Origin of the sequence: Paracoccus sp. (in: a-proteobacteria), from assembly GCF_046462195.1 — a bacterium.
Taxonomy (GTDB): Bacteria; Pseudomonadota; Alphaproteobacteria; order Rhodobacterales; family Rhodobacteraceae; genus Paracoccus.
The window spans coordinates 1-18,367 of the sequence record NZ_JBKGUN010000220.1 but is presented as its reverse complement, the minus strand read 5'-3'; the positions used below and the strand labels follow the sequence as shown (position 1 = coordinate 18,367).

Here is an 18,367-nt window from a genome sequence, read left to right as displayed (position 1 = left end):
GGGCTGCCCCGCGATGACTGCAATGTCCGGGACGCCGATGGCATCCGACAAGCCGCGCACCAGCAAGGCGATGTTGCCGATGGTGTCGCTGCTGTCAAAGGTCGAGCAGATCTTGACGTGGAGGAAATCGGGCCGATGCGCGAAAAGGCCGGCGCCTATACGGCGGGCCAGGGCGGTGATGCCTTTCTTGTCGAGTGAGCGCGCCTCGGTCGCTACGCCCCAGGCATCCAGCTCACGGACCTCGTCAGCCCGGGGAACGTCCGGAAACAGTCGGGTGCGCATGCCCGCGCGTGCCAGCGTCGCCAGCGTGTCAGAGGCACCGGTGAAATCATCAGCAACGAAGATATAGCTCATGCGTGGAGTGTCCCGAAGCTTGCCAGCGCTTGCGTCAGTTCGGGCATCTCGGAAGCCTCAGCAAGAGGCAGTCCCCGGAGCGTCGCCTCGTGCGCCTGCCGCAGACTTGCCAGACCGGCAGCGGGCCCGCCCGGATGGGCCATGATGCCGCCGCCGCACAGGAACATCAGGTCGTTCGACCCGACCGCTTCCAGCGTCTTCGGCAGCGTGCCTGCCCATTGCCCCGACGAGAATACCGGCATCACCTCGTCCTGACGGGACAAGGGGGTCAAACAATGCCGCGCCGCCTCGGTCACGTCCTGTTCGAGGTCGGCGAACTTCCCGTCCATGCCATGAACATGCATGTGATCGATTCCTGCCAACCGGTACAGGGTCTGATAGGCTTGTACTCCCATGCCCAGCAGCGGGTGGCGTCCCATTCCGCCGAATCCGTTACGATGGCCGTGTATTGCCAGCGGCGTATGCCGCCGCAGCGTCTGGACAGCGGACAGGCCGCACCAGTTCAGCGAAACCATGGCACAGCTTCCCTCCTCGCCCTCGATCAGGTCGGCATGACGGCGCATGGCATCCGTTTCGTCGGTGATGTTGAAGGCTACCATCACCAGCTTCCCCGTGTGGTCGCGATGGCGCCGCACCGCCTCCATGACGGCCCGGATGCGCGCGTCGACGGGTGCATGGGAATGAGTGCCAGCGATTTCGTCATCTTTCACGAAATCGGCGCCGGCCTCGGCCAACCGTAAAACGAGCGCGGCGATCTCGTCCGGGGCAAGTCCGATATTTGGCTTGATAATGGTGCCGAAGATGGGCCTTACCGTCACACCGGTTGCCTTGCGTGTACCGGCGATCCCTAGTGAGGGAAGCTCGTAGCGGTCGCGGTAGTCCGGGCGCAGCCTGACATCGACCAGCTTCAGCCCGGTCACTTCACCCAGATCATAAAGGTTTCCGGCCACCACGGCGGCAAGGTTGGGAAGGTTCACCCCCACATTGTCTTCGGGATAGTCTATGGTGACGCGGTAGATCCCGCGCGGGCCGAGCAGGCCCTTTCGCTCAGCCCAGGCGGAGCGCAACGATGGACTGGCACTTTCCCCTACCTGTTCCGTCGACACGACCCGCGCACCGAAGCGCGCACGAAGTTCATCGGTTTCGCCTTCGACACGCACAAATGTACCGGCGCTTTGTTCGCCCGCCATCATGGCCGCGACGTCGGCAATAGGGCAGGGCGTCTCTACAAGGTATGTGGCACGGATCATGGTTCAGATCTTCGACAGGTCGGGGAAGGGGCGCACGGGAGCGGTGCCGTCCCAGCCGTCCGAGGCGGCTCGGATCATGTCGAACATCCGGCCCTTAGGGCCCTTGACCTCGGACAGCTCGATGCAGGTGCCGGGATGCGCCTCGCGGTCGAAGTAGGCAAAACGACCATTCTCGCCGACCTTGCCGGACATGCGGACGGCAAAACCTTGTTGTTGCATGACCTCGAGGTCGCGATCGTAGTCTTCGGTCCAGTAGGCTGTGTGCTGCAGGCCCTGATGGCCCGCATCGGTGAATTCCTTGTAGCAGGATGGCACGTCGTTGCGGCACTGGATCAGTTCGACCTGCACATATCCCGCATTCGCCAGCGCGACCGAATTGTGCGGCTGATGACTTTGCCCGTCAAAACGGTAATCCTCGATCGGAACGTGTGGGTTGTAGAAAAACGGGCCGACGCCCATGACGTTCGACCAGTGCGCCATGGCCTGTTCGATATCGGGTACGACGAAGCCAAGTTGGCGAATGGGGCCAAGAAAGCGGCTCATGGGTCACTCCATCAGATAGGTCGGCAGCCATGCAGTCAGGCCGGGAAACAGCGTGATCAGCAGCAGTGCCAGGAAAAGCGGGATGAAAAACGGCATGACACCGCGCAGGACTTCGACAAACGGCATCTTCACCGTGATCGACATCATGTAGAGGCTCATGCCCACCGGAGGTGTCAGCAGGCCGATCATCAGGTTCAGCACCATCACGACGCCGATCTGCTCGGGCGGCGCGCCTGCCTGCATCAGCGCAGGCGTGACGATCGGCGCGATGATCAGGATTGCTGCAATGGATTCGAGGAACATCCCGGCGACAAGCAGCACGACGTTCAGGATGAGCAGCAGCACCAGAGGGTTGTCAGAGATCCCAAGAAGCCAGGCACCCGCCTTCATCGGCACCTGATCCATGGTCAGCACCCAGGCAAAGACGGCCGCGGCCGCCACTACAAAGAGGATGTTCGCGGTGGCCAAGACCGTCTCGCGCGCAGATGCGATCAGCGTCGACAGGCGCAGCGTGCGGTACACCAAGGCACCAATCAGGATGGCATAGGCCACCGTGATTCCTGCTGCCTCGGTTGGCCCGAAGTAACCCGACAGCAGTCCACCCACCAGCAGCACCGGCGTCAGGAGTGCCGGGAGGGATATCACGGCGAGACGGGCGAAAGCAGGCAGTGTCGGCCGTACGTCGTCGCGCGGCAGGTTTTGAACGCGCGCAACCAACGCGATGTAGGCCATCAGCATCCCGGCCAGCAGAAGTGCTGGCACAATGCCTGCCAACAGCAGCTTTACCGGAGAGACCTCTGCTGCTGCAGCAAAGATGATCAGCGGGATCGAAGGCGGGAAGATAGGTCCAATGGTCGCAGAAGCAATGGTCAGCCCGGCGGCAAAGCGGCGGGTGTAGCCCTGCTTTTCCATCTCGCGCACCTGCATGCCGCCCAGAGCACCGATGTCGGCCAAGGCAGCGCCCGACATGCCAGAGAATACTAGCGACAGCAGCACGTTGACATGAGCCATCCCCCCTCGTACGCGCCCCACGATCATCCGCACCAGATCGAACATGTAGGCCGTGACGCCCGTAACGCCCAACAGGGCGGCAGCCATGATGAACATGGGCACCGCCAGCAGGGGAGAACTGTCAATCGACGCCACTGCACGCTGCAGCAGCACGCTGGTCGGAAGATCGTGGATCAGGATCGTGATGGCAGAAGAGAGCCCCAATGCGACTGCGATGGGTGCGCCAATGATCAGCAGCACGCCAAATGCCAACAACAGGGTCAACGTCATTGGCTTGCCTTTGTCGAACAAAGTGCTGCTGCAATCCGCCACGCGGCGATGACAGCAAGCAGCGCCAGCGACAGCATGATCGGCCCATAGAGCCAAATGTTCCTGATACCCAGTGCAGGCGTCTTGAACTTCCATGCTCGCTCAAGATAAATCCATCCCCCCCACAGGGTGATGGACGCGAAAGCAAATATGGAAGCCTCGGCCAGCAGGGCGCAGACCATCCGGGGCAGGCGTGGCAACATGTTCGTGAAAGCATCCACCGCCACATGCAGGCCATGCAGGGCCAAAACCGGCGCCGTGAAGTAAACCATCAGCACACCAGCATAGCGGCTGATCTCTTCGGCGCGTGGCAGGCCGGCATTCCAGAAGTTCCGGGCGGCGATCTGCGTCACGATCAAGGCGATGATCAGCAGCAGAAGCGCGGTCGAAGCCACAAGGAGGCCGCGGGTCGCAAGATCCAGCGCGCGCGGCGGTGTCCGGGATCCGTCAGGCATCAAGCGACTGCGGCGATTTTGGCGTACAGTTCACCGTATTCGGTATCGAACTCGCGCGAGATGCGCGTTTGAACACCCTCACGGAAGGCGGCGAGGTCAAGGCCATTGCCTTCGTCCAGAACAGTCATGCCATGGTCACGCAGGGCCTGAAGATCGCTCTCCTCTGCTGCCAGCATGGCGTCCGAGGCACGCGCGCGGGTTTCTCCAGCCGCAGCGGCAACGGCCTCCTTGTGGGGATCGGACAGGCCGTTCCAGACATCATCGTTCATCATGACGACCTGAGCGGCAGTGATGTGCCCGGTCAGCATCAGGTGGCTCTGCACCTCGTAGAGCTTTGCCGTCACCAGGACATTCATCGGGTTTTCTTGCCCATGTACCACCCCGGTTGCCAGCGCCGTCGGCACCTCAGCCCAATCGACCGGAACAGGAACGGCACCAAGGCCTTCGACTGTGGCCATATAGATTGGGAAGGGGATCGAGCGGATCTTGACTCCGGCCAGATCTGCCGGTGTCTTCGCTTCGCGATCTGCTGTCAGATTGCGGGTGCCGAAGTAGAACGCGTAAAGGGCACGCGTTCCTGACGCATCGGCCAGACCTTGATTGAGCTCTTGCATGACGGTTCCATCGACATCCGTCACCTTCATCAGATGGTCGACATCCCGATACAGATAAGGTGTGTCGAAGGCCGCAAAGGGGGCGTAAAGAGATCCGATAGCGCCAGCGGTGTTGTGCGAAAACGCGATTGATCCAGTTGAAACTGCCTCGGCCAACTCCTGCAGCTTGCCAAGTTGCGAATTGGGGAAAATCTGGATTGTAAGCTCGCCGCCTGTCTTCTCAGCGACGGCATCGGCAAACCATTGCGCTTGTTCGCCGGCAATGGAATTGGGTGTGTGCATGTGACCGTAGCGTAGGGTCGTGGCTGCGCGCGCGCCTTTTGCCAGGAACGGTGTCGCCAACATGGCTGCGCTTGCGCCCAGCAGAAGCCCGCGGCGCGAAAGGCCGAGTGTCTTGGTCATTGTGTTCCCCCTGATTTTGCGAACGCGGTAAGGCTCCCCCTTCGCGCATTGACGAGAAGTGTAAGCGAGAGTTTGATGAAATCAACGTTGCATTCTTGATGGGTTTTGAGGGATCAATGAGGGCAGGTATCCGTGACGTTGCCACGCTGGCAGCCGTATCCGAGGCAACTGTGGACCGTGTGCTGCATGGGCGTCCCAACGTACGTCCTGCCACGGCCGACCGGGTCTTGCGGGCCGCTGCGGAATGCGGGTATCTTTCGTCCGAAACGATCGAGCGTTTGAAACGCGCACAGCGCCTGCGCCTTGTCGTGGTGCTGCCGAGCACAGCCAACCCTTACATTCGCAGCCTGAATCAGGAATTGCGGGAATGGGCGCAGATCCGAGACCGGGGTGCCCGAATTCATTCCTACCTGCTGGACTCGATGAACCCGGACCTGACCGCCAGCAGTCTGTTGCGTCTGGGGCGGAAGGCGGAGGTAATCGCTGTGTTCGGCGTGGATCATCCCGACGTGCGCGATGCAGTGGATGAACTGACATCCGCCGGAAAGAAGGTTTTAACCCTCATCAGTGACATCTCCGGATCATCACGACATGCGTTCATTGGGATTGATAATCTGGCGGCAGGTCGAACAGCGGCTTATCTGCTCGCCTCGACGGCACCGCCCGAAGGCGGAAAGCTGGCCGTCATTGCCGCCACGCGCCATTACCGCTCGCATGTCGAGCGTGAACTGGGGTTTCAGGAGCTGATTCAGCGCGATCATCCACTGTTGGAGTTCAGTGGCACTATCGAGGGCCAGGATGATCCCTTGATCAACATGCGCATGACGGAAAGCCTTCTAGAGCGTTATCCAGACCTGTGCGGCATCTACAATGTCGGAGGATCGTCTGAGGGTATTGGCATGGCGCTGAACCGAACTGACCGGGCTCGTCAGGTTCGGCTGATCGGCCACGGATATGGTCCTGACACGCGCAGGCTACTTCTGGACGGGCTGATGATGGCCGTGTTGACGCAGCGCAACTTGTCCTTATTTGAGGTCATGCTGGATCATTTGCACGCCCTGCATAAGCTCGCGCCCCTGCCAATGCAGATCATCTTTCCGACAAATCTGCCTGCAGTTGTTTAACTGGTTGCCAGTTAACCGCGCGCTGACCTGCATGTGTCGGTAAAACGCTTTATTTTGCAATTGGCAGGCGCGGCAGCTAGGCCCCTGGACATTCATAGTTCACATGCCATCTGATTTCTGATTCAGGCCTCCCAAATGGAGGTCTGAATGGACGAGCAGCGGTTTGTGGTGACGAATGATATATGGGCGCGTCTTGAACTCTATCTTCCCGGCAAGAAAAGCGACAGCGGTGCGACGGCCAGGGATAACCGGTTGTTCCTGGAGGCCGTTCTCTGGCGGGTGCGGACCGGTTTGCCCTGGCGTGATCTGCCATCGGCATTCGGGAACTGGAACAGCGTGTTCCGCCGGTTTCGCAGATGGGCCAAAGGTGGCGTTTTCGAGCGCCTCTTTAAAGAGATCCGCGACAATCCCGATTTCGAATATGCGCTGATCGACGGCACCATTGTCCAGGCTTACCAGAAGGCGAGCGGCGCAAAAGGGGGACTCAGGCTCAGGCCATCGGACGCTCGCGCGGCGGACTGACCACGAAGATCGTGGCCCTGGTCGATGCCCTCGGCAACCTGTTCGATTTTGTTTTGCTGCCCCGCCAAGCTCACGACTTGAAAGGCGTTGCACCGCTGACCGAGGACGTCGTCTTCGACGCTCTTCTGGCGGACAAGGCGTTTGATGCCGATTGGCTGCTCGCGGAACGAGACGCGCGGCATGCCAGCGCCGTTATCCCGTCAAAAGCCAACCACACGATCAAGCGTGACTACGATAAACACGCCTACAAGTGGCGGCACATGGTCGAGAACGTCTTCGCGAAAATAAAGGAGTTCCGAGCCGTTGCGACGCGTTACAAAAAACCGCTTGCAGGTACGCCGCCAACTGGCATCTCGCTGCAACCATCACCGCCTCACGGTGAATGTTCACGGACCCTAGATCCATCAATCCAAATCCCAGCTATCCAAAATAATCTAATCAGGATGCTCCTGCTGTAGTGCTCCTCCGATGCTGACCCAAAATCCTGTGCAGAATAGCTACTGCGGGCAGGCATGATCCTTCGACAGCTTGATGAACTTGAACAACGGGCGCGAACTGCGAACCTCAGGTGCGAACCCCGATTTTCTTCCTCAGACTGTAGTTCGTGCGCGACAACGCCTACCGCATATGAAGCGCTCTAGGAAGGACCCAGAAGGGCAAGGGCTTAGCGGCAGACGCCGTCAGAGAGGCGGTCCGATTAGCAAAGTAGACTTGTACAAAACCTTTTTTTCCAAGGCGGCGAGTTCTTTCGCCTTTAGTGTTTTGCCTCCCTCTTGGATCAGACAGCAGGCCTGCGGTGCCGGGTTGCCTGTTCGTATGCATATGCTTGGTTCAGCAGTTCTGCCTCGGACCATTGCAGGCCGAGGAAGATCAGGCCGAAGGGTGCGCCTGAAGCGTAATATCCGGCAGGAACGGTGATGCCTGGAATTCCGGCGATGTTCAGCTCGCCCACGGTGGTTTCGCGGATCGCTTCCCCAGAATGCAGTTTGGGCAATTCGTTCAGCATCTGCGGATAAACCAGCCCATCTAGGGCGTGTTTAGCGAAGACCTGATCGAGCAGTTCGAGATAGCGTCGCTTCAGTTCCGTAAAGGCAGGGAGGGCAGGAGGCGTTTCGGGATCGGCAAGGCAGGGAGCGAAATCGGGAAGTTCGTGCAGATAGCCAAGAATCGCGCCCTTCGCCAGAACATCCTCGGTCTCGGTTGCCGCGACGAAATCATGCCACGATTTTAGCGCGGCGTAGGGGCCAAGGCGGCGCAGATAGCAGGTCATGTCATAGGGCAGCGACTCTAGCCCCCGCCCGTCGAAGAACGGCGTTCCCGGAGTGATTTGGCGCAGGCTGGCAAAATCGGTGCTGGCGAAGGGATCCGCGATCAAGATCGCGCCCGCGGCCGTCAGCTCGGCCTTGGCACGTTCGTAAAGCTGCTTGGCCTCGTCCGACAGTGCGTCCCACCGCCAGCCCCGACCATAAAGCCCGAGTCGCTTGCCGCGCAGTCCGTCGGCGGACAACCCCGCCGCATAGCCTCCTGCCGGGATCTTGCCGATAGATGCCAGTGTCTTCGGATCTTCGGTGGTGAAGCCCGCCAGCAGGGTGAGGCATTCGGCAGCGTCTGCAACCGTTCGCGCAACGGGCCCGACAACGTCGCGATAGCCCGACAGCGGTACAACGCCTGCATTGGGCACAAGCCCAATCGTTGGCTTTATGCCCACCAGATCCTGCGCCGAGGCCGGGTTCTGGATGGAACCACCTGTTTCCTCGGCTAGGCCGATTACCGCCATATGGGCTGCGACCGCTGCTGCAGAGCCTGCACTGGAACCTCCCGGCACCCGGTCAGGTGCGGCCGGGTTGGTCGTCGGTCCGGCCCAACTGTCATTGGCATGGGTTCCCGTCCAGCTAAGGATCGGCACGTTGGTCTTGCCGATGATGACAGCATCGGCGTCGCGCATTCGCGCCACCACAGGGCTGTCGCGCTGAGGCATCAGATCGACGCCGCCGGTGGCAGAATTGAGAAGCCGCCAGCCTGCGGTGGACGGAAAGCCCACCATATCCATCGGGTCCTTGACCACAACGGGAACACCCGCCAAGGCACCCACAGGCTCGCCTGCGGCGATACGGCGGTCTATGTCGCGGGCCGTTTCCAGCGCCGCGTCGTTCTCGAAGATAATCGCGTTATAGGTGTCGTTCGTTGCCTGCACCTGGGCGAGAGCGGCCAGGGTCAGTGCCTCGGAGGTAAAAGCTCCGGAGGCCAGGCCGTCGCGGATCCCGGCGACGGTTAGATCACCCAACAGGGGAAGCATGTCCTTCATCGGGCAGTCCCGACAATGGATTTCAGGACTGATGCGCCGACCGTGTATTTCGGGTCCACCATGTTGCCCAGTCGGATGCGGCCGCACTGGGTCAGCAGCATGTAGGCGTCGATCTCGTCGAAGCCGAAATCGGCGGCCATCCACCGGATCAACTCGCGGTAGGCGCCACGTGCGGCATCTTCCATGGGGCGCGAGGAACCAATGGTCATGTAAAACTTTTCGTTCTCAAGTCGCGGTGTCTTGATCGTCCAGCCCTTGATCAAGTCAACGCGGACGGTGGTGACGGTCGGATGTTCAATCGCAACGCCGCACAGCTCGCCGTCCCCCTGCGCTGCATGGCAATCGCCCAGAAACAGGAACCCGCCCTCGGTCTGGACGGGCAGATAAACGACCGCGCCAGGTGCGACGTCCGGCAGGTCCATGTTTCCGCCGTAATAATCTGGCACCAGCGATGAGATGGCCTCAATCTGCGGGGCAGTACCGATGGTACCGATGAAGGGCTCGTAGGGCAGGGTAATCCGCTCGTTCCAAACGGTGCCGTCCTCGGCAGTAACGTGCAGCTTCCGCACGCGTTCAGGCAGGGGCGCCGTCAGCAGAGCGGTGTCGGCCGTAGGCACCAAGCCGCCGAACTCGGGCATGATGACGGTCGTGCCGCGGGGCTGGAGTCCACGTGGGACGATGCTGTCGATATGAACGGCTATGGTGTCTCCTTTTTCCGCACCGTTGATCCAAACCGGTCCGTTCTGGGGATTGAGGAACGGGAAGTTCAGCTTTTCCGTCGGTTTGTCGGATTCCGAGGTGATTGCGCCCTCGAAAGCATCATGGGTCTCGCAGGTCAGTACCGTACCAGGGTCGATCTTCAGCGCCGGCGGGATCGCTGCACTATAGACGTAATGATAGCTGCCCTGCTGGGCCTCGGTCAGCGATGCTTCAGCCCGTGCCTCGCCCTTGGCGACGGCCTTGCGGGCCATGATGGAGTCTTTGAACCAGCTCATGTGAATACCTTTCTTGGGTAAGGGTCAGACGGACAGATAGCTGCGGATGAGGTCTTGATCGTCCAGGTCAGCACGGGTCAGTGCGGCGGTGATGCGTCCTTTGTCCATGACGTAGCAGCGCTGCGCCATGGCGCGGATCATGTCGATGTTCTGTTCGACGAAGATGACGCCGAGGCCGGAGGTTGCGTTCAGGTCCACCATGATCCGGGCGATCGACTGGACGATGTTTGGCTGAATGCCTTCCGAGGGCTCGTCCAGCAGGACCAGCGAGGGCCCACCCATCAGCACACGACCAATAGCAAGCTGTTGCTGTTGGCCGCCTGATAGGGTGCCGGCACGTTGGCTGGCCCGCTCGTGAAGGATCGGGAAGTAGTGATAGACCTCCTCGAGCTTGCCATCCAGCTTCCTGCCTGAGATCGACTGGCCTACCATCAGGTTCTCCAGCACGGTCATGCGCGGGAAGACATCGCGCCCCTGCGGGACATAACCAATGCCAAGGCGTGCGCGTCGATGCGCCGATAGGCTGTCGACTTGCTGGCCCCTCACCCGGATTGACCCACGCTGGGTTGGCAAGAGCCCGATCAGCGTCTTCATCAGCGTGGACTTGCCCACGCCATTGCGGCCAATGATGGCGACAATCTCGCCCTCGTTCACGTCGATATCGACGCCTTGCAGAACTGGCTTGCCGCCATATCCGCCGTTAAGTTCAGATGTTTGTAGAAGGGGTTCAGGCATCGACCTCTCCCAGATAGATCTTAGCGACACGAGGATCGGCGGTGATGTCGTCGATACTGCCCTGCGCAAAGACCTTGCCCAGATGCAGCACGGTCACCCGGTGAGCGATCTGGCGCACGAACGCCATGTCATGCTCGACTGCCAGAACCGTCATACCTTCGGCGTTCAGCCGATGCAGCATCTCGCCCGTGGCATGTGTTTCGTCGGGCGTCATCCCTGCAGTAGGTTCGTCAAGCAACAGCAGACGTGGTTTCAGTGCAATTGCCATCCCGATCTCGAGCCACTGCTTCTGGCCGTGGCTGAGGTTGCCAGCAGGTTGCGCGTGATCCTGCGACAGCTTTAGAAACTCTAGCAGCCTGTCGACCTCCTCGGTAAGATTGCCAGCTGGGACATGGTGCTGCAGGGCAATGACAAGGTTCTGGCGAGTGCTGAGCTCCTTGAAAATGCCAGGCACCTGGAACTTGACGCTGATGCCCTTGCGGATGCGCTGGAAAGACTTGGTGCGAGTGATGTCCTCGTTAGAGAACAGGATCTGTCCGCTGTCGGGCTGATGCTCGCCCAGGATGAGGCGGAAGAAAGTGCTCTTGCCCGCGCCGTTCGGGCCGATCAGGCAATGCATCTCACCGGTTTGGACGGTGAAATCGACATTGCCGGTGACATGCAGGCCGCCAAAATGCTTGCTCAGCTTGCGGGTTTCTAGGATGGCCATCAGCGCGGCTCCTTCCGTCGAAACAGGCGGCCTGAGGCGTCAACGATGGCCATCACGATGCCCCGTGGAGCAACCATCACGGTCACAACCAGCAGGAGACCCATGACAACGAGGGCATACTGGCTACCGTGGATCGTCAGCATCTGGAACACGATCAGCACCGCCAGGGTGCCTACAAGCGTCGTAGTCAGGTCGCTGCGCCCCCCGACTGCGACCCATACAATGGGCAGGGCGGCGGCGGTCATCCCCATCGAGGCAGGCGTGATGTAGTTCCCCCAGGACGTGTAAAGCACCCCTGAAAGCCCTGCCAAGGCTGATCCGATCACAAACCCACCTAGCTGAAACTTACGTATGTCGTAACCCAACATCTCTGCCCGCTGAGGATTTTCCCGAATGGCGACGAGAACGTTGCCGAAGCGCGAGTTGACCAGTATGCGCAGGGCCAAATAAACCACGACGATAAGCGTAAGCGTCAGGTAGTACAGCGGCAGGTCCGGAAACAGCGCGATGCTTCCGCCCGGCCAAGGGATCGTCAGCGAGGGCATACCGCCCATGCCGTTAAATCCATTCAGCCGGGCCGAGCCGATGGCCCACTGTGGGCCGGCCGTTTGCGCCATGAAGCGCTCCAGGACCAAAGTCACAGACAGGGACACGATGCCAAGAAACACGCCGTTGATGCGCCCAAAAAACAGGAAATACCCCAGTACAGCAGCGAAGAGTGCACTGAAGCCGACGGCCATCAGGGCTGAAAGCAGCGTCAGTCCGTAGGCATCACCAAGGTTGATCGTCAGGACGCCATAGCAATAGCCCGCAATGCCGAAGAACGCCGTCTGCCCGAAGCTCAGCGACCCTCCATATCCCCAGATCAGTGAGAGGCCCATGGCCATGAACAGCCAGTTGAAGAAGTAGACGTTGTTGCCGACGTCGTAGCTGTCGGAAAATATCGGATAGGCGCAGGCGCAGGCCAGGACGATGGCAAAGCCGGTCCAAAATTTAGGGCCGCGCCCGATGGTCTGCGGCCCTTCAATCAGGCGCAAGGTTGCGCGCAACCGGGAGTGATTGGCCATTCTCAGGCCCTTTCTTTCAGGATTTTGCCGCTGATCCCGCGGGGCAGGATGCGAATGACGATGATGACGGCGATTAGCAGACCAATCTGCCCAGCAAGCTGTCCCTGCCAGCCGGTTAGCGCAGCCTTGATGATGCCAAGGATGGCGGCGGCGGGCGCCGTGCCTAGGAAAATGTCAGCTCCGCCGACGACGACGGTGACAAAGGCCTCGACCATGAAGGATGCGCCCATGGTAGGCACCAGCGTCATCGTTGGGGCGTAAAGTCCGCCTGCTAGGCCCGCCAACCCTGCGCCGAGGCCGAAGGTAAAGCTGTAAATCAGGTTGGTGTTGACGCCCATAGCCTCGGCCACATGAGGGACTTGGATAGTAGCGCGCGACAGAAGGCCAAACCGCGTGCGGGTGAACATCAGCCACAACAGGAGCAGTGTACCCACGGCAGCGATCATCAGGATGACGCGGTAGACAGAATAGGAATAGCCGGCCATCGTGAAGCTGCCGAAGGGGGTGCCCACGCCCTGCATGCTGGGGCCGAGGACGATCAACGTCCCTTGGGTCACTATCATGGAGATGCCCCAAGTTGCGACGATGGTGTCCAGAGGGCGCTGATACAGAGGGCGGATCACGACCAGTTCGATGATCATGCCCGCGATGCCTGCGGCAACCGCACCAGTGATGATCGCGAGCGGCAGGGGCAGATCTGCATGGACTGCGCTGGTCGAGACATAGGCCCCGCACATGATGAACTCACCATGGGCAAGGTTGATAACGCCCATCATGCCGAAGATGACGGCCAGCCCGCAGGCGCTGAGCACCAGAAAAGCGAAAGCATCGCCGAACTGGTACAGAAAACTAAAGATCAGATTGAAGATGTCCACAAGGCGGCCCCTTTGATCTTGGTGGCGTCCGGGCGGGCGGGGCCGCCCGGACAGGACAGGGATCAGCCGTTTGCCGGCGGCGGGTTCGACGGAGTGTACTGTTCGCTTGGATCGCTGACAGTCAGATCGCAGCCCGCCTCGCCGAGCCAATAAGGCTGGATCGCGTCCCACTTGGTCGGAAACTCGACTGAGTGGTCATCAGTGACATGGGCCAGATGGATCGTGTGGGAGACATGCTGGCTTTTCGGGTCGATGCACATTTCGCCGCCAGGCCCATCCACGCAAACATCACCTTCGGCAATAACCTTGCGGATTTCTGCCAGCTCGGTCGACTTCGCACGCTCAACCAGTTGCTTGTAGAGATAAACCGCAGTGTACGAGTTGCTGGCTTCCTGGTTGATATAGGGTTCATTTGGGAACTTCGCGCGGAACTTCTCAACGAATTCGTTGCTGGCCGGGCTGTCGATTTCTTCGACATAGTTCACGGTTGCGTACATGTCCTTGAGGCTGGGTGGCGTGAAGCGCTTGTGTTCATAGCCCTGTCCCACGTTAACCGAAGATGCCATCGGCAAGTTCAGGCTCGCGGCGCCCGCCTGTTCGTAATAGGACGCCTGCGCAGTGCCCACCAGCAGCGTCACCACGAAATCGGGCTTCGCGCCCTGGATGTTCTGGATCGTCTGCGAAAACTGCGACACGCCCAAGGGGATGAACTCCTCGCCCACCATGGTGCCGCCACTTTCTGCGACGATGTTGCGCACCCATTCGGCCGAGATCTGGCCGAAGTTGTAGTCGGCCGCGATCGTGTAGACGTTGGGTCCGTATTTCTCAATCATGTAGGGCAGCAGGGTCGAGAACTGCTGTTCCGGAACGGCGCCCGTCACGATCATGTTTGCATCGCAAACCCCGCCTTCATACTGGTTGTTGTAGAAGGCGAGCCCGTCGAACTGGTTGACGATGGGGCGATAGGCTTCGCGAGAGGCCGAGGAAAAGCCTGCGAAAACGGCGTCCACCTTGTCGCGCTGCAACACGCGGCGCATAAATTCCTGGTAGCGGGTGTTGTCGGACTGGGTATCGTATTCGACCAGTTCCAGCGGGCGGCCATCGATACCGCCGGCGGCGTTGATTTCCTCGGTCGCAAGCTGGATCGCATGCACCTTGCCGATAGTGGCAAGGGCGAAATCACCGGACTGGTCCTCTAGGACGCCCAGCTTGATCGGTTCGGCTTCCTGTCCGAATGCGGGACCTGCAAGCAACAGGATTCCGAGCGCCGAAGCGGCGCTTCTTGATGTTTTCGACATTTACAACTCCTTGTTTGTGACGCGGGTGTTAGGCCCAGCGTCGTTTTTCCTCGTGGGGCGAGGCTTCTTCGTCCTCTTTGCGTTTCGATCCGCGCAAGGACTCGCAGAAGTCCTCGACGCTTTGTCGGGCATGCATAGCGCCGCGGCGCAGGCGGTCATAGGCTTGGTCCGGGTCGATGCCGTCGCGCAGTACCATGTCGGTCACGGCGTGCAGAACGTGGGCGCGGCCCTTGCGGCGCTGCTTCAGATCTTCAATCTGTGTCTGCATTGACATAATGCGATTAAAAGAATTGACCGCTAGGAACAGCGCCGAAAAGACCGCTCCGCTGTGCACCGGCTTGGTTAGGAAGGCCTGTGCACCCAAGCTGACCATCCCGCGCAGACGGCTGGGAGCTTCAGATCCGACAAGGCCCACTACAGCACAGTCCACCGGTATCTCGAGTCCTTCGCTGGCAGGAGGTAACGCCATGTCACCGTCAATGAAGACGACACGCGGACCTGGCGCCAGCTCTGCAGGAAGGGTTTGGCTGATCGCGTCAACCCTCAATCCAAGACGCGGAAGCACCGTTTGCAGCGTGCTCACAGTGCGGCTGTCCGAGGTCACAATCGCGGCCCGGAAATCGCGGAAGTTCTGCATCATGCGGGGTTGTTTCATTTCACGATCCTCATTTGCGAGGGTAGGGAAGGTGGTTCCATGGTGCGCGACCACCGCACTAGATAGGGGTCTGGCTGCACCGGGCCGGGACCTTCAGTCAGCACATCAAATTCGTAGTCTGCACGGGAGACACCGATATGTGGCGTCAGGCAGGCGTGCATGGTCTCTGGGTCGATTTTTACTGGCCCCTGCGGTGCGTCGAATCGGCAAGCGGTTACGGCGGCGCGAACCCCTGCAATGTCTCCGCTTCCTGCCCGAGCTACAGCGCGTGCCAGCAGGTGGATGGCAATGTAGCTGGACTCCGCATCTGCGCAGACGGCCGGTCCATCCGGAAAAGCACGGCGATAGGCGGCAACGAAGTCGACATTGCGTGTCGTCTGAATCGACGAGAAATAGACGCTGGAGGTGATCTGTCCGTTCGCCGCATGGGCGCCAATAGCGTGCAATTCCGGTTCGGACAACGTGCAGCTTGCCACCGGCATGTCCCGCGGCTGGTCAATCCCAGCAGCAACGCTGGCCCGGCGCAGGCGCCGCAGAAACTCATAAGATGATGACCCGATCAGAGAATTAAAAATGTAATTGGGACGCAGCTCCAAGATCTCGCGCACATACTGATCTAAGTCAGTTTCGCCTACGGGGACGTAGCGTTCGGCTGCAATCTGGCCTCCTAAACAGGTGATGCCTTCACGAAAGACGCGGTTGCTTTCCCAAGCCCAGATATAATTGGACCCAATGCAATAGGCCGTTCTTCCGTATTCTTTGAACAAAAATCCAATAAGCGGGGTCAGATGCTGATTTGGAGAGGAACCGGTGTAGATTACGTTCTGTGAGGTTTCGAAACCTTCGTAATGGCTGGGATACCACAGCAGCGCATCGTGCTTCTCTACGATTGGCAGCACTTCCTTGCGGCTGGAGGAGGTATAGCAACCGCAGACATGGGTGATCCCCCGATTCAGCATGGATTGAATTCCGCTGCGGTAATTGTCCAACTGCCCGCGAGGGTTTACGTGGAAAGGCTCTAGCTGCAGGTGCAACGATTGATCCTCGTTTACCTCTCGGCACGCCAAAACTGCCCCATTTCGAAGTGCTTGGGCGACTGCAGCGTAAGGTCCCTCGATCGAGAACAGCAGGCCGATCTGAAGCGAGATGCGTTCCAAGTTCATGTCCACGTGAAAACAGCCCTGAGGCAGCGAGTGCCCAGGGCGGAGTTGCCGTTATGTCAATGTCGTCAGATCTGTGCGTGACGGCGCATTTGCCTAGCACATCTCACACGCTAAGGCCGCAAGAAGATACCTGTCAATCAGCAAAGGGGTTGAGGCGCAGAACGTGCCTTGATTTTCAGCAGCCCAACTCCCAGACCACATGTTAGTTTTTTATGAACGGTGAAGATGTTCCTCAGCGTTCGAAGAGATATCAGTGCACTTTCTGGAACAGGCTAATGTGCGAGTGCCAGAACTGGAGAAGGTTCGACATCAGGCCCTCTCGCTCCGCCACTTGCCCTCGCGAAAGCGTTCTCCCGATCCGGCTGCGGCCGGATTTTCTCGTTGTATTCGAAAGTTATGCGGGTGGGGCTGAGCACCGGCCACGGCGCCAAGTGGCCCGGAAGCGGTCTCTCAGGGCCGATATTCTCCGGACCTGATGACTGCGCGGTTTTGGTGAATTCTTGACAAGCCACTGAAGTTGCGTGGGTTAATCCCCTGCCTGCTGAACACTTCGATTTCAGGGTCAAGCTACGAAAAGGAACCGAAATCGAACAGTATCAAAGGTCGCGAAGCAGCGGGGTTACGGTTTAGCCGCCGCGCCCGCTACCAGTGGCGAAGTTTCCGTTTTGCAGCAAGCGCTTAGACAGATCCAGATGCTGACAGGCCCCTCTATCAGCCGGGCCGGAAGACTATCCGTCGCGCCACTTACCTGTGCAGTCTTCCGGAAAAACGCAGTCCAACTTCGCAACCTCACCTGGCCGCCGCGCATGTGAGAGTGGCCTTGCGTGTCGGCGGGAGCCTATGCCTACGACGTCCGGCCCGGCACGCTGAAGATCGAGATCGTCCCGCAGGGGGACGATCAATGAACCTCCCGATCATCAGCGCCGACCAGCGGCTGGCCGAGCCGCGGGGCATCAAGGGCTGCATCTTCGGCAAGTCCGGCATCGGGAAGACCTCGCTCCTCTGGACGCTGAACGCATCGACCACACTGTTCATGGACCTCGAGGCGGGCGATCTCCCCATCAAGGGCTGGGCGGGGGACAGCATCCGGCCGCGAACCTGGACGGAATGCCGGGATTTCGCGGTGTTCATCGGCGGGCCCAACCCGGCGCTGCGCGACGAGCAGCCCTACAGCCCAGCGCACTACACAGCGGTCTGCGACCGCTTCGGCGATCCGGCCGCGCTCGACCGCTACGACACGATCTTCGTGGACTCAATCACCGTGGCGGGGCGGCTGTGCTTCGGCTGGTGCAAGGGCCAGCCCGAGGCGCTGTCAGAGAAGACCGGCAAGCCGGATGTGCGCGGGGCCTACGGGCTGCACGGCCGCGAGATGATCGGTTGGCTGACGCACCTGCAGCACACGCGGGCGAAGAACGTCTGGTTCGTCGGAGTCCTCGACGAGAAGCTCGACGACTTCAATCGCAAGGTTTCCCAGTCGCAGATCGACGGCTCGAAGACCGGGTTGGAGCTGCCGGGGATTGTCGACGAGGTGATCACCATAGCGGAGCTGAAGGCCGATGCGATCCCTACCGCGCCTTCGTCTGCCAGACGATCAACCCTTGGGGCTTTCCGGCCAAGGACCGTTCGGGGTGTCTAGATTAGGTCGAGGAGCCTCACCTCGGCCGCCTGATGACGAAGATCCGTGCCCCCGTCGCGCCAGTGCCCAAGCGCCTGACCTACACCCCGCCGCCCGCCGATCCGGCGGCTGACGCCCAATCCCAACCGCAATCCTGATCAGAAAAGGAGGTTCCCCATGGGTTCCTGGAACGATTTCAACGACGCGCAGAGCAACACCAACCTGATCCCCAAGGGCACGCTGGCCAAGGTGCGCCTGACCATCCGCCTTGGCGGTTTCGATGATGACTCGCAGGGCTAGACCGTGACACGCTTCTGGACGAGGCCGAACGCGCGCCACAGGGTCCGCTTCAAGGTCTGCCCATGG

At 60.1% G+C, this 18,367-nt stretch carries 18 protein-coding genes and 1 pseudogene; 4 read left to right on the top strand and 15 right to left on the bottom strand.

Annotated features, from left to right (window positions below; all coding sequences use genetic code 11):
• The 6 genes from ACLHHB_RS13785 to ACLHHB_RS13760 form a co-directional block, all read right to left on the bottom strand.
• On the bottom strand, window positions 1-354 hold a 354-nt coding region (locus ACLHHB_RS13785), incomplete at its 3' end, for a four-carbon acid sugar kinase family protein (protein ID WP_410218855.1).
• Window positions 351-1,604, bottom strand: coding sequence for a RuBisCO large subunit C-terminal-like domain-containing protein (locus ACLHHB_RS13780; protein WP_410218854.1), 1,254 nt, complete (start codon window positions 1,602-1,604; stop codon window positions 351-353). The genes ACLHHB_RS13785 and ACLHHB_RS13780, both read right to left, overlap by 4 nt.
• 3 nt (window positions 1,605-1,607) lie before the next feature.
• Window positions 1,608-2,147, bottom strand: a complete 540-nt coding sequence (locus tag ACLHHB_RS13775) for a VOC family protein (protein WP_410218853.1) — start codon at window positions 2,145-2,147, stop codon at window positions 1,608-1,610.
• 3 nt (window positions 2,148-2,150) lie between these two features.
• Window positions 2,151-3,428 (bottom strand): TRAP transporter large permease, encoded by a 1,278-nt coding sequence (locus ACLHHB_RS13770; protein ID WP_410218852.1) that lies wholly within the window; start codon window positions 3,426-3,428, stop codon window positions 2,151-2,153.
• A complete protein-coding gene (locus tag ACLHHB_RS13765; RefSeq protein WP_410218851.1) occupies window positions 3,425-3,862 on the bottom strand; it encodes a TRAP transporter small permease in 438 nt (145 codons plus the stop codon). Before ACLHHB_RS13765 ends, ACLHHB_RS13770 begins: the two co-directional genes overlap by 4 nt.
• A gap of 59 nt (window positions 3,863-3,921) precedes the next feature.
• Entirely contained in the window at window positions 3,922-4,938 is a 1,017-nt protein-coding gene (locus tag ACLHHB_RS13760) for a TRAP transporter substrate-binding protein (protein WP_410218850.1), read from the bottom strand.
• A gap of 98 nt (window positions 4,939-5,036) precedes the next feature.
• Here ACLHHB_RS13760 and ACLHHB_RS13755 point away from each other — a divergent pair, with 98 nt between their 5' ends.
• Both ACLHHB_RS13755 and ACLHHB_RS13750 read left to right on the top strand, forming a co-directional pair.
• Entirely contained in the window at window positions 5,037-6,062 is a 1,026-nt protein-coding gene (locus ACLHHB_RS13755) for a LacI family DNA-binding transcriptional regulator (protein ID WP_410218856.1), read from the top strand.
• 147 nt (window positions 6,063-6,209) lie between these two features.
• A pseudogene (locus ACLHHB_RS13750) lies at window positions 6,210-6,966 on the top strand (IS5 family transposase).
• Window positions 6,967-7,362: 396 nt separating this feature from the next.
• Here ACLHHB_RS13750 and ACLHHB_RS13745 read toward each other — a convergent pair.
• The 9 genes from ACLHHB_RS13745 to ACLHHB_RS13705 all read right to left on the bottom strand — a co-directional run bounded on the left by ACLHHB_RS13745 (window position 7,363) and on the right by ACLHHB_RS13705 (window position 16,386).
• Window positions 7,363-8,889, bottom strand: a complete 1,527-nt coding sequence (locus ACLHHB_RS13745; protein WP_410218849.1) for an amidase — start codon at window positions 8,887-8,889, stop codon at window positions 7,363-7,365.
• The gene (locus ACLHHB_RS13740) at window positions 8,886-9,884 is read right to left on the bottom strand and encodes an acetamidase/formamidase family protein (RefSeq protein WP_410218848.1); all 999 of its coding nucleotides are present in this window, start codon (window positions 9,882-9,884) and stop codon (window positions 8,886-8,888) included. The genes ACLHHB_RS13745 and ACLHHB_RS13740 overlap by 4 nt, the downstream gene beginning before the upstream one ends.
• Window positions 9,885-9,908: 24 nt before the next feature.
• Window positions 9,909-10,619: an ABC transporter ATP-binding protein gene (locus ACLHHB_RS13735; RefSeq protein ID WP_410218847.1), complete on the bottom strand. Its 711-nt coding sequence runs from the start codon at window positions 10,617-10,619 to the stop codon at window positions 9,909-9,911.
• On the bottom strand, window positions 10,612-11,328 hold the full coding sequence (locus ACLHHB_RS13730) for an ABC transporter ATP-binding protein (RefSeq protein WP_410218846.1): 717 nt from the start codon (window positions 11,326-11,328) through the stop codon (window positions 10,612-10,614). The genes ACLHHB_RS13735 and ACLHHB_RS13730 overlap by 8 nt, the downstream gene beginning before the upstream one ends.
• Window positions 11,328-12,395 carry an ABC transporter permease subunit gene (locus tag ACLHHB_RS13725; RefSeq protein ID WP_410218845.1) on the bottom strand — a complete coding sequence of 356 codons (1,068 nt, stop codon included), beginning with the start codon at window positions 12,393-12,395 and terminating at the stop codon, window positions 11,328-11,330. The genes ACLHHB_RS13730 and ACLHHB_RS13725 overlap by 1 nt, the downstream gene beginning before the upstream one ends.
• 2 nt (window positions 12,396-12,397) lie before the next feature.
• The gene (locus tag ACLHHB_RS13720; RefSeq protein ID WP_410218844.1) at window positions 12,398-13,270 is read right to left on the bottom strand and encodes an ABC transporter permease subunit; all 873 of its coding nucleotides are present in this window, start codon (window positions 13,268-13,270) and stop codon (window positions 12,398-12,400) included.
• Between the two features lie 62 nt (window positions 13,271-13,332).
• A complete protein-coding gene (locus tag ACLHHB_RS13715) occupies window positions 13,333-14,568 on the bottom strand; it encodes an urea ABC transporter substrate-binding protein (protein WP_410218843.1) in 1,236 nt (411 codons plus the stop codon).
• Between the two features lie 28 nt (window positions 14,569-14,596).
• A complete protein-coding gene (locus tag ACLHHB_RS13710; RefSeq protein ID WP_410218842.1) occupies window positions 14,597-15,223 on the bottom strand; it encodes an ANTAR domain-containing response regulator in 627 nt (208 codons plus the stop codon).
• On the bottom strand, window positions 15,220-16,386 hold the full coding sequence (locus ACLHHB_RS13705) for a transporter substrate-binding domain-containing protein (RefSeq protein WP_410218841.1): 1,167 nt from the start codon (window positions 16,384-16,386) through the stop codon (window positions 15,220-15,222). The genes ACLHHB_RS13710 and ACLHHB_RS13705 overlap by 4 nt, the downstream gene beginning before the upstream one ends.
• Window positions 16,387-17,287: 901 nt before the next feature.
• Between ACLHHB_RS13705 and ACLHHB_RS13700 the strand changes: the two genes are divergently transcribed.
• Complete coding sequence (locus ACLHHB_RS13700) at window positions 17,288-18,022, top strand: ATP-binding protein (protein WP_410218840.1); 735 nt, start codon at window positions 17,288-17,290, stop codon at window positions 18,020-18,022.
• Between the two features lie 156 nt (window positions 18,023-18,178).
• On the top strand, window positions 18,179-18,301 hold the full coding sequence (locus ACLHHB_RS13695) for a hypothetical protein (protein ID WP_410218839.1): 123 nt from the start codon (window positions 18,179-18,181) through the stop codon (window positions 18,299-18,301).
• The last annotated feature ends 66 nt before the right edge of the window (window positions 18,302-18,367 follow it).

Excerpts from the sequence above, each read along its gene's own strand:
- ACLHHB_RS13725 (WP_410218845.1), bottom strand. The coding sequence starts at position 12,395 with ATGGCCAATCACTCCCGGTTGCGCGCAACCTTGCGCCTGATTGAAGGG.
- ACLHHB_RS13780 (WP_410218854.1), bottom strand. The coding sequence starts at position 1,604 with ATGATCCGTGCCACATACCTTGTAGAGACGCCCTGCCCTATTGCCGAC.
- ACLHHB_RS13760 (WP_410218850.1), bottom strand. The coding sequence starts at position 4,938 with ATGACCAAGACACTCGGCCTTTCGCGCCGCGGGCTTCTGCTGGGCGCA.
- ACLHHB_RS13730 (WP_410218846.1), bottom strand. The coding sequence starts at position 11,328 with ATGGCCATCCTAGAAACCCGCAAGCTGAGCAAGCATTTTGGCGGCCTG.
- ACLHHB_RS13695 (WP_410218839.1), top strand. The coding sequence starts at position 18,179 with ATGGGTTCCTGGAACGATTTCAACGACGCGCAGAGCAACACCAACCTG.
- ACLHHB_RS13755 (WP_410218856.1), top strand. The coding sequence starts at position 5,037 with ATGGGTTTTGAGGGATCAATGAGGGCAGGTATCCGTGACGTTGCCACG.
- ACLHHB_RS13705 (WP_410218841.1), bottom strand. The coding sequence starts at position 16,386 with ATGAACTTGGAACGCATCTCGCTTCAGATCGGCCTGCTGTTCTCGATC.
- ACLHHB_RS13770 (WP_410218852.1), bottom strand. The coding sequence starts at position 3,428 with ATGACGTTGACCCTGTTGTTGGCATTTGGCGTGCTGCTGATCATTGGC.
- ACLHHB_RS13710 (WP_410218842.1), bottom strand. The coding sequence starts at position 15,223 with ATGAAACAACCCCGCATGATGCAGAACTTCCGCGATTTCCGGGCCGCG.
- ACLHHB_RS13700 (WP_410218840.1), top strand. The coding sequence starts at position 17,288 with ATGAACCTCCCGATCATCAGCGCCGACCAGCGGCTGGCCGAGCCGCGG.
- ACLHHB_RS13735 (WP_410218847.1), bottom strand. The coding sequence starts at position 10,619 with ATGCCTGAACCCCTTCTACAAACATCTGAACTTAACGGCGGATATGGC.
- ACLHHB_RS13715 (WP_410218843.1), bottom strand. The coding sequence starts at position 14,568 with ATGTCGAAAACATCAAGAAGCGCCGCTTCGGCGCTCGGAATCCTGTTG.
- ACLHHB_RS13740 (WP_410218848.1), bottom strand. The coding sequence starts at position 9,884 with ATGAGCTGGTTCAAAGACTCCATCATGGCCCGCAAGGCCGTCGCCAAG.
- ACLHHB_RS13775 (WP_410218853.1), bottom strand. The coding sequence starts at position 2,147 with ATGAGCCGCTTTCTTGGCCCCATTCGCCAACTTGGCTTCGTCGTACCC.
- ACLHHB_RS13745 (WP_410218849.1), bottom strand. The coding sequence starts at position 8,889 with ATGAAGGACATGCTTCCCCTGTTGGGTGATCTAACCGTCGCCGGGATC.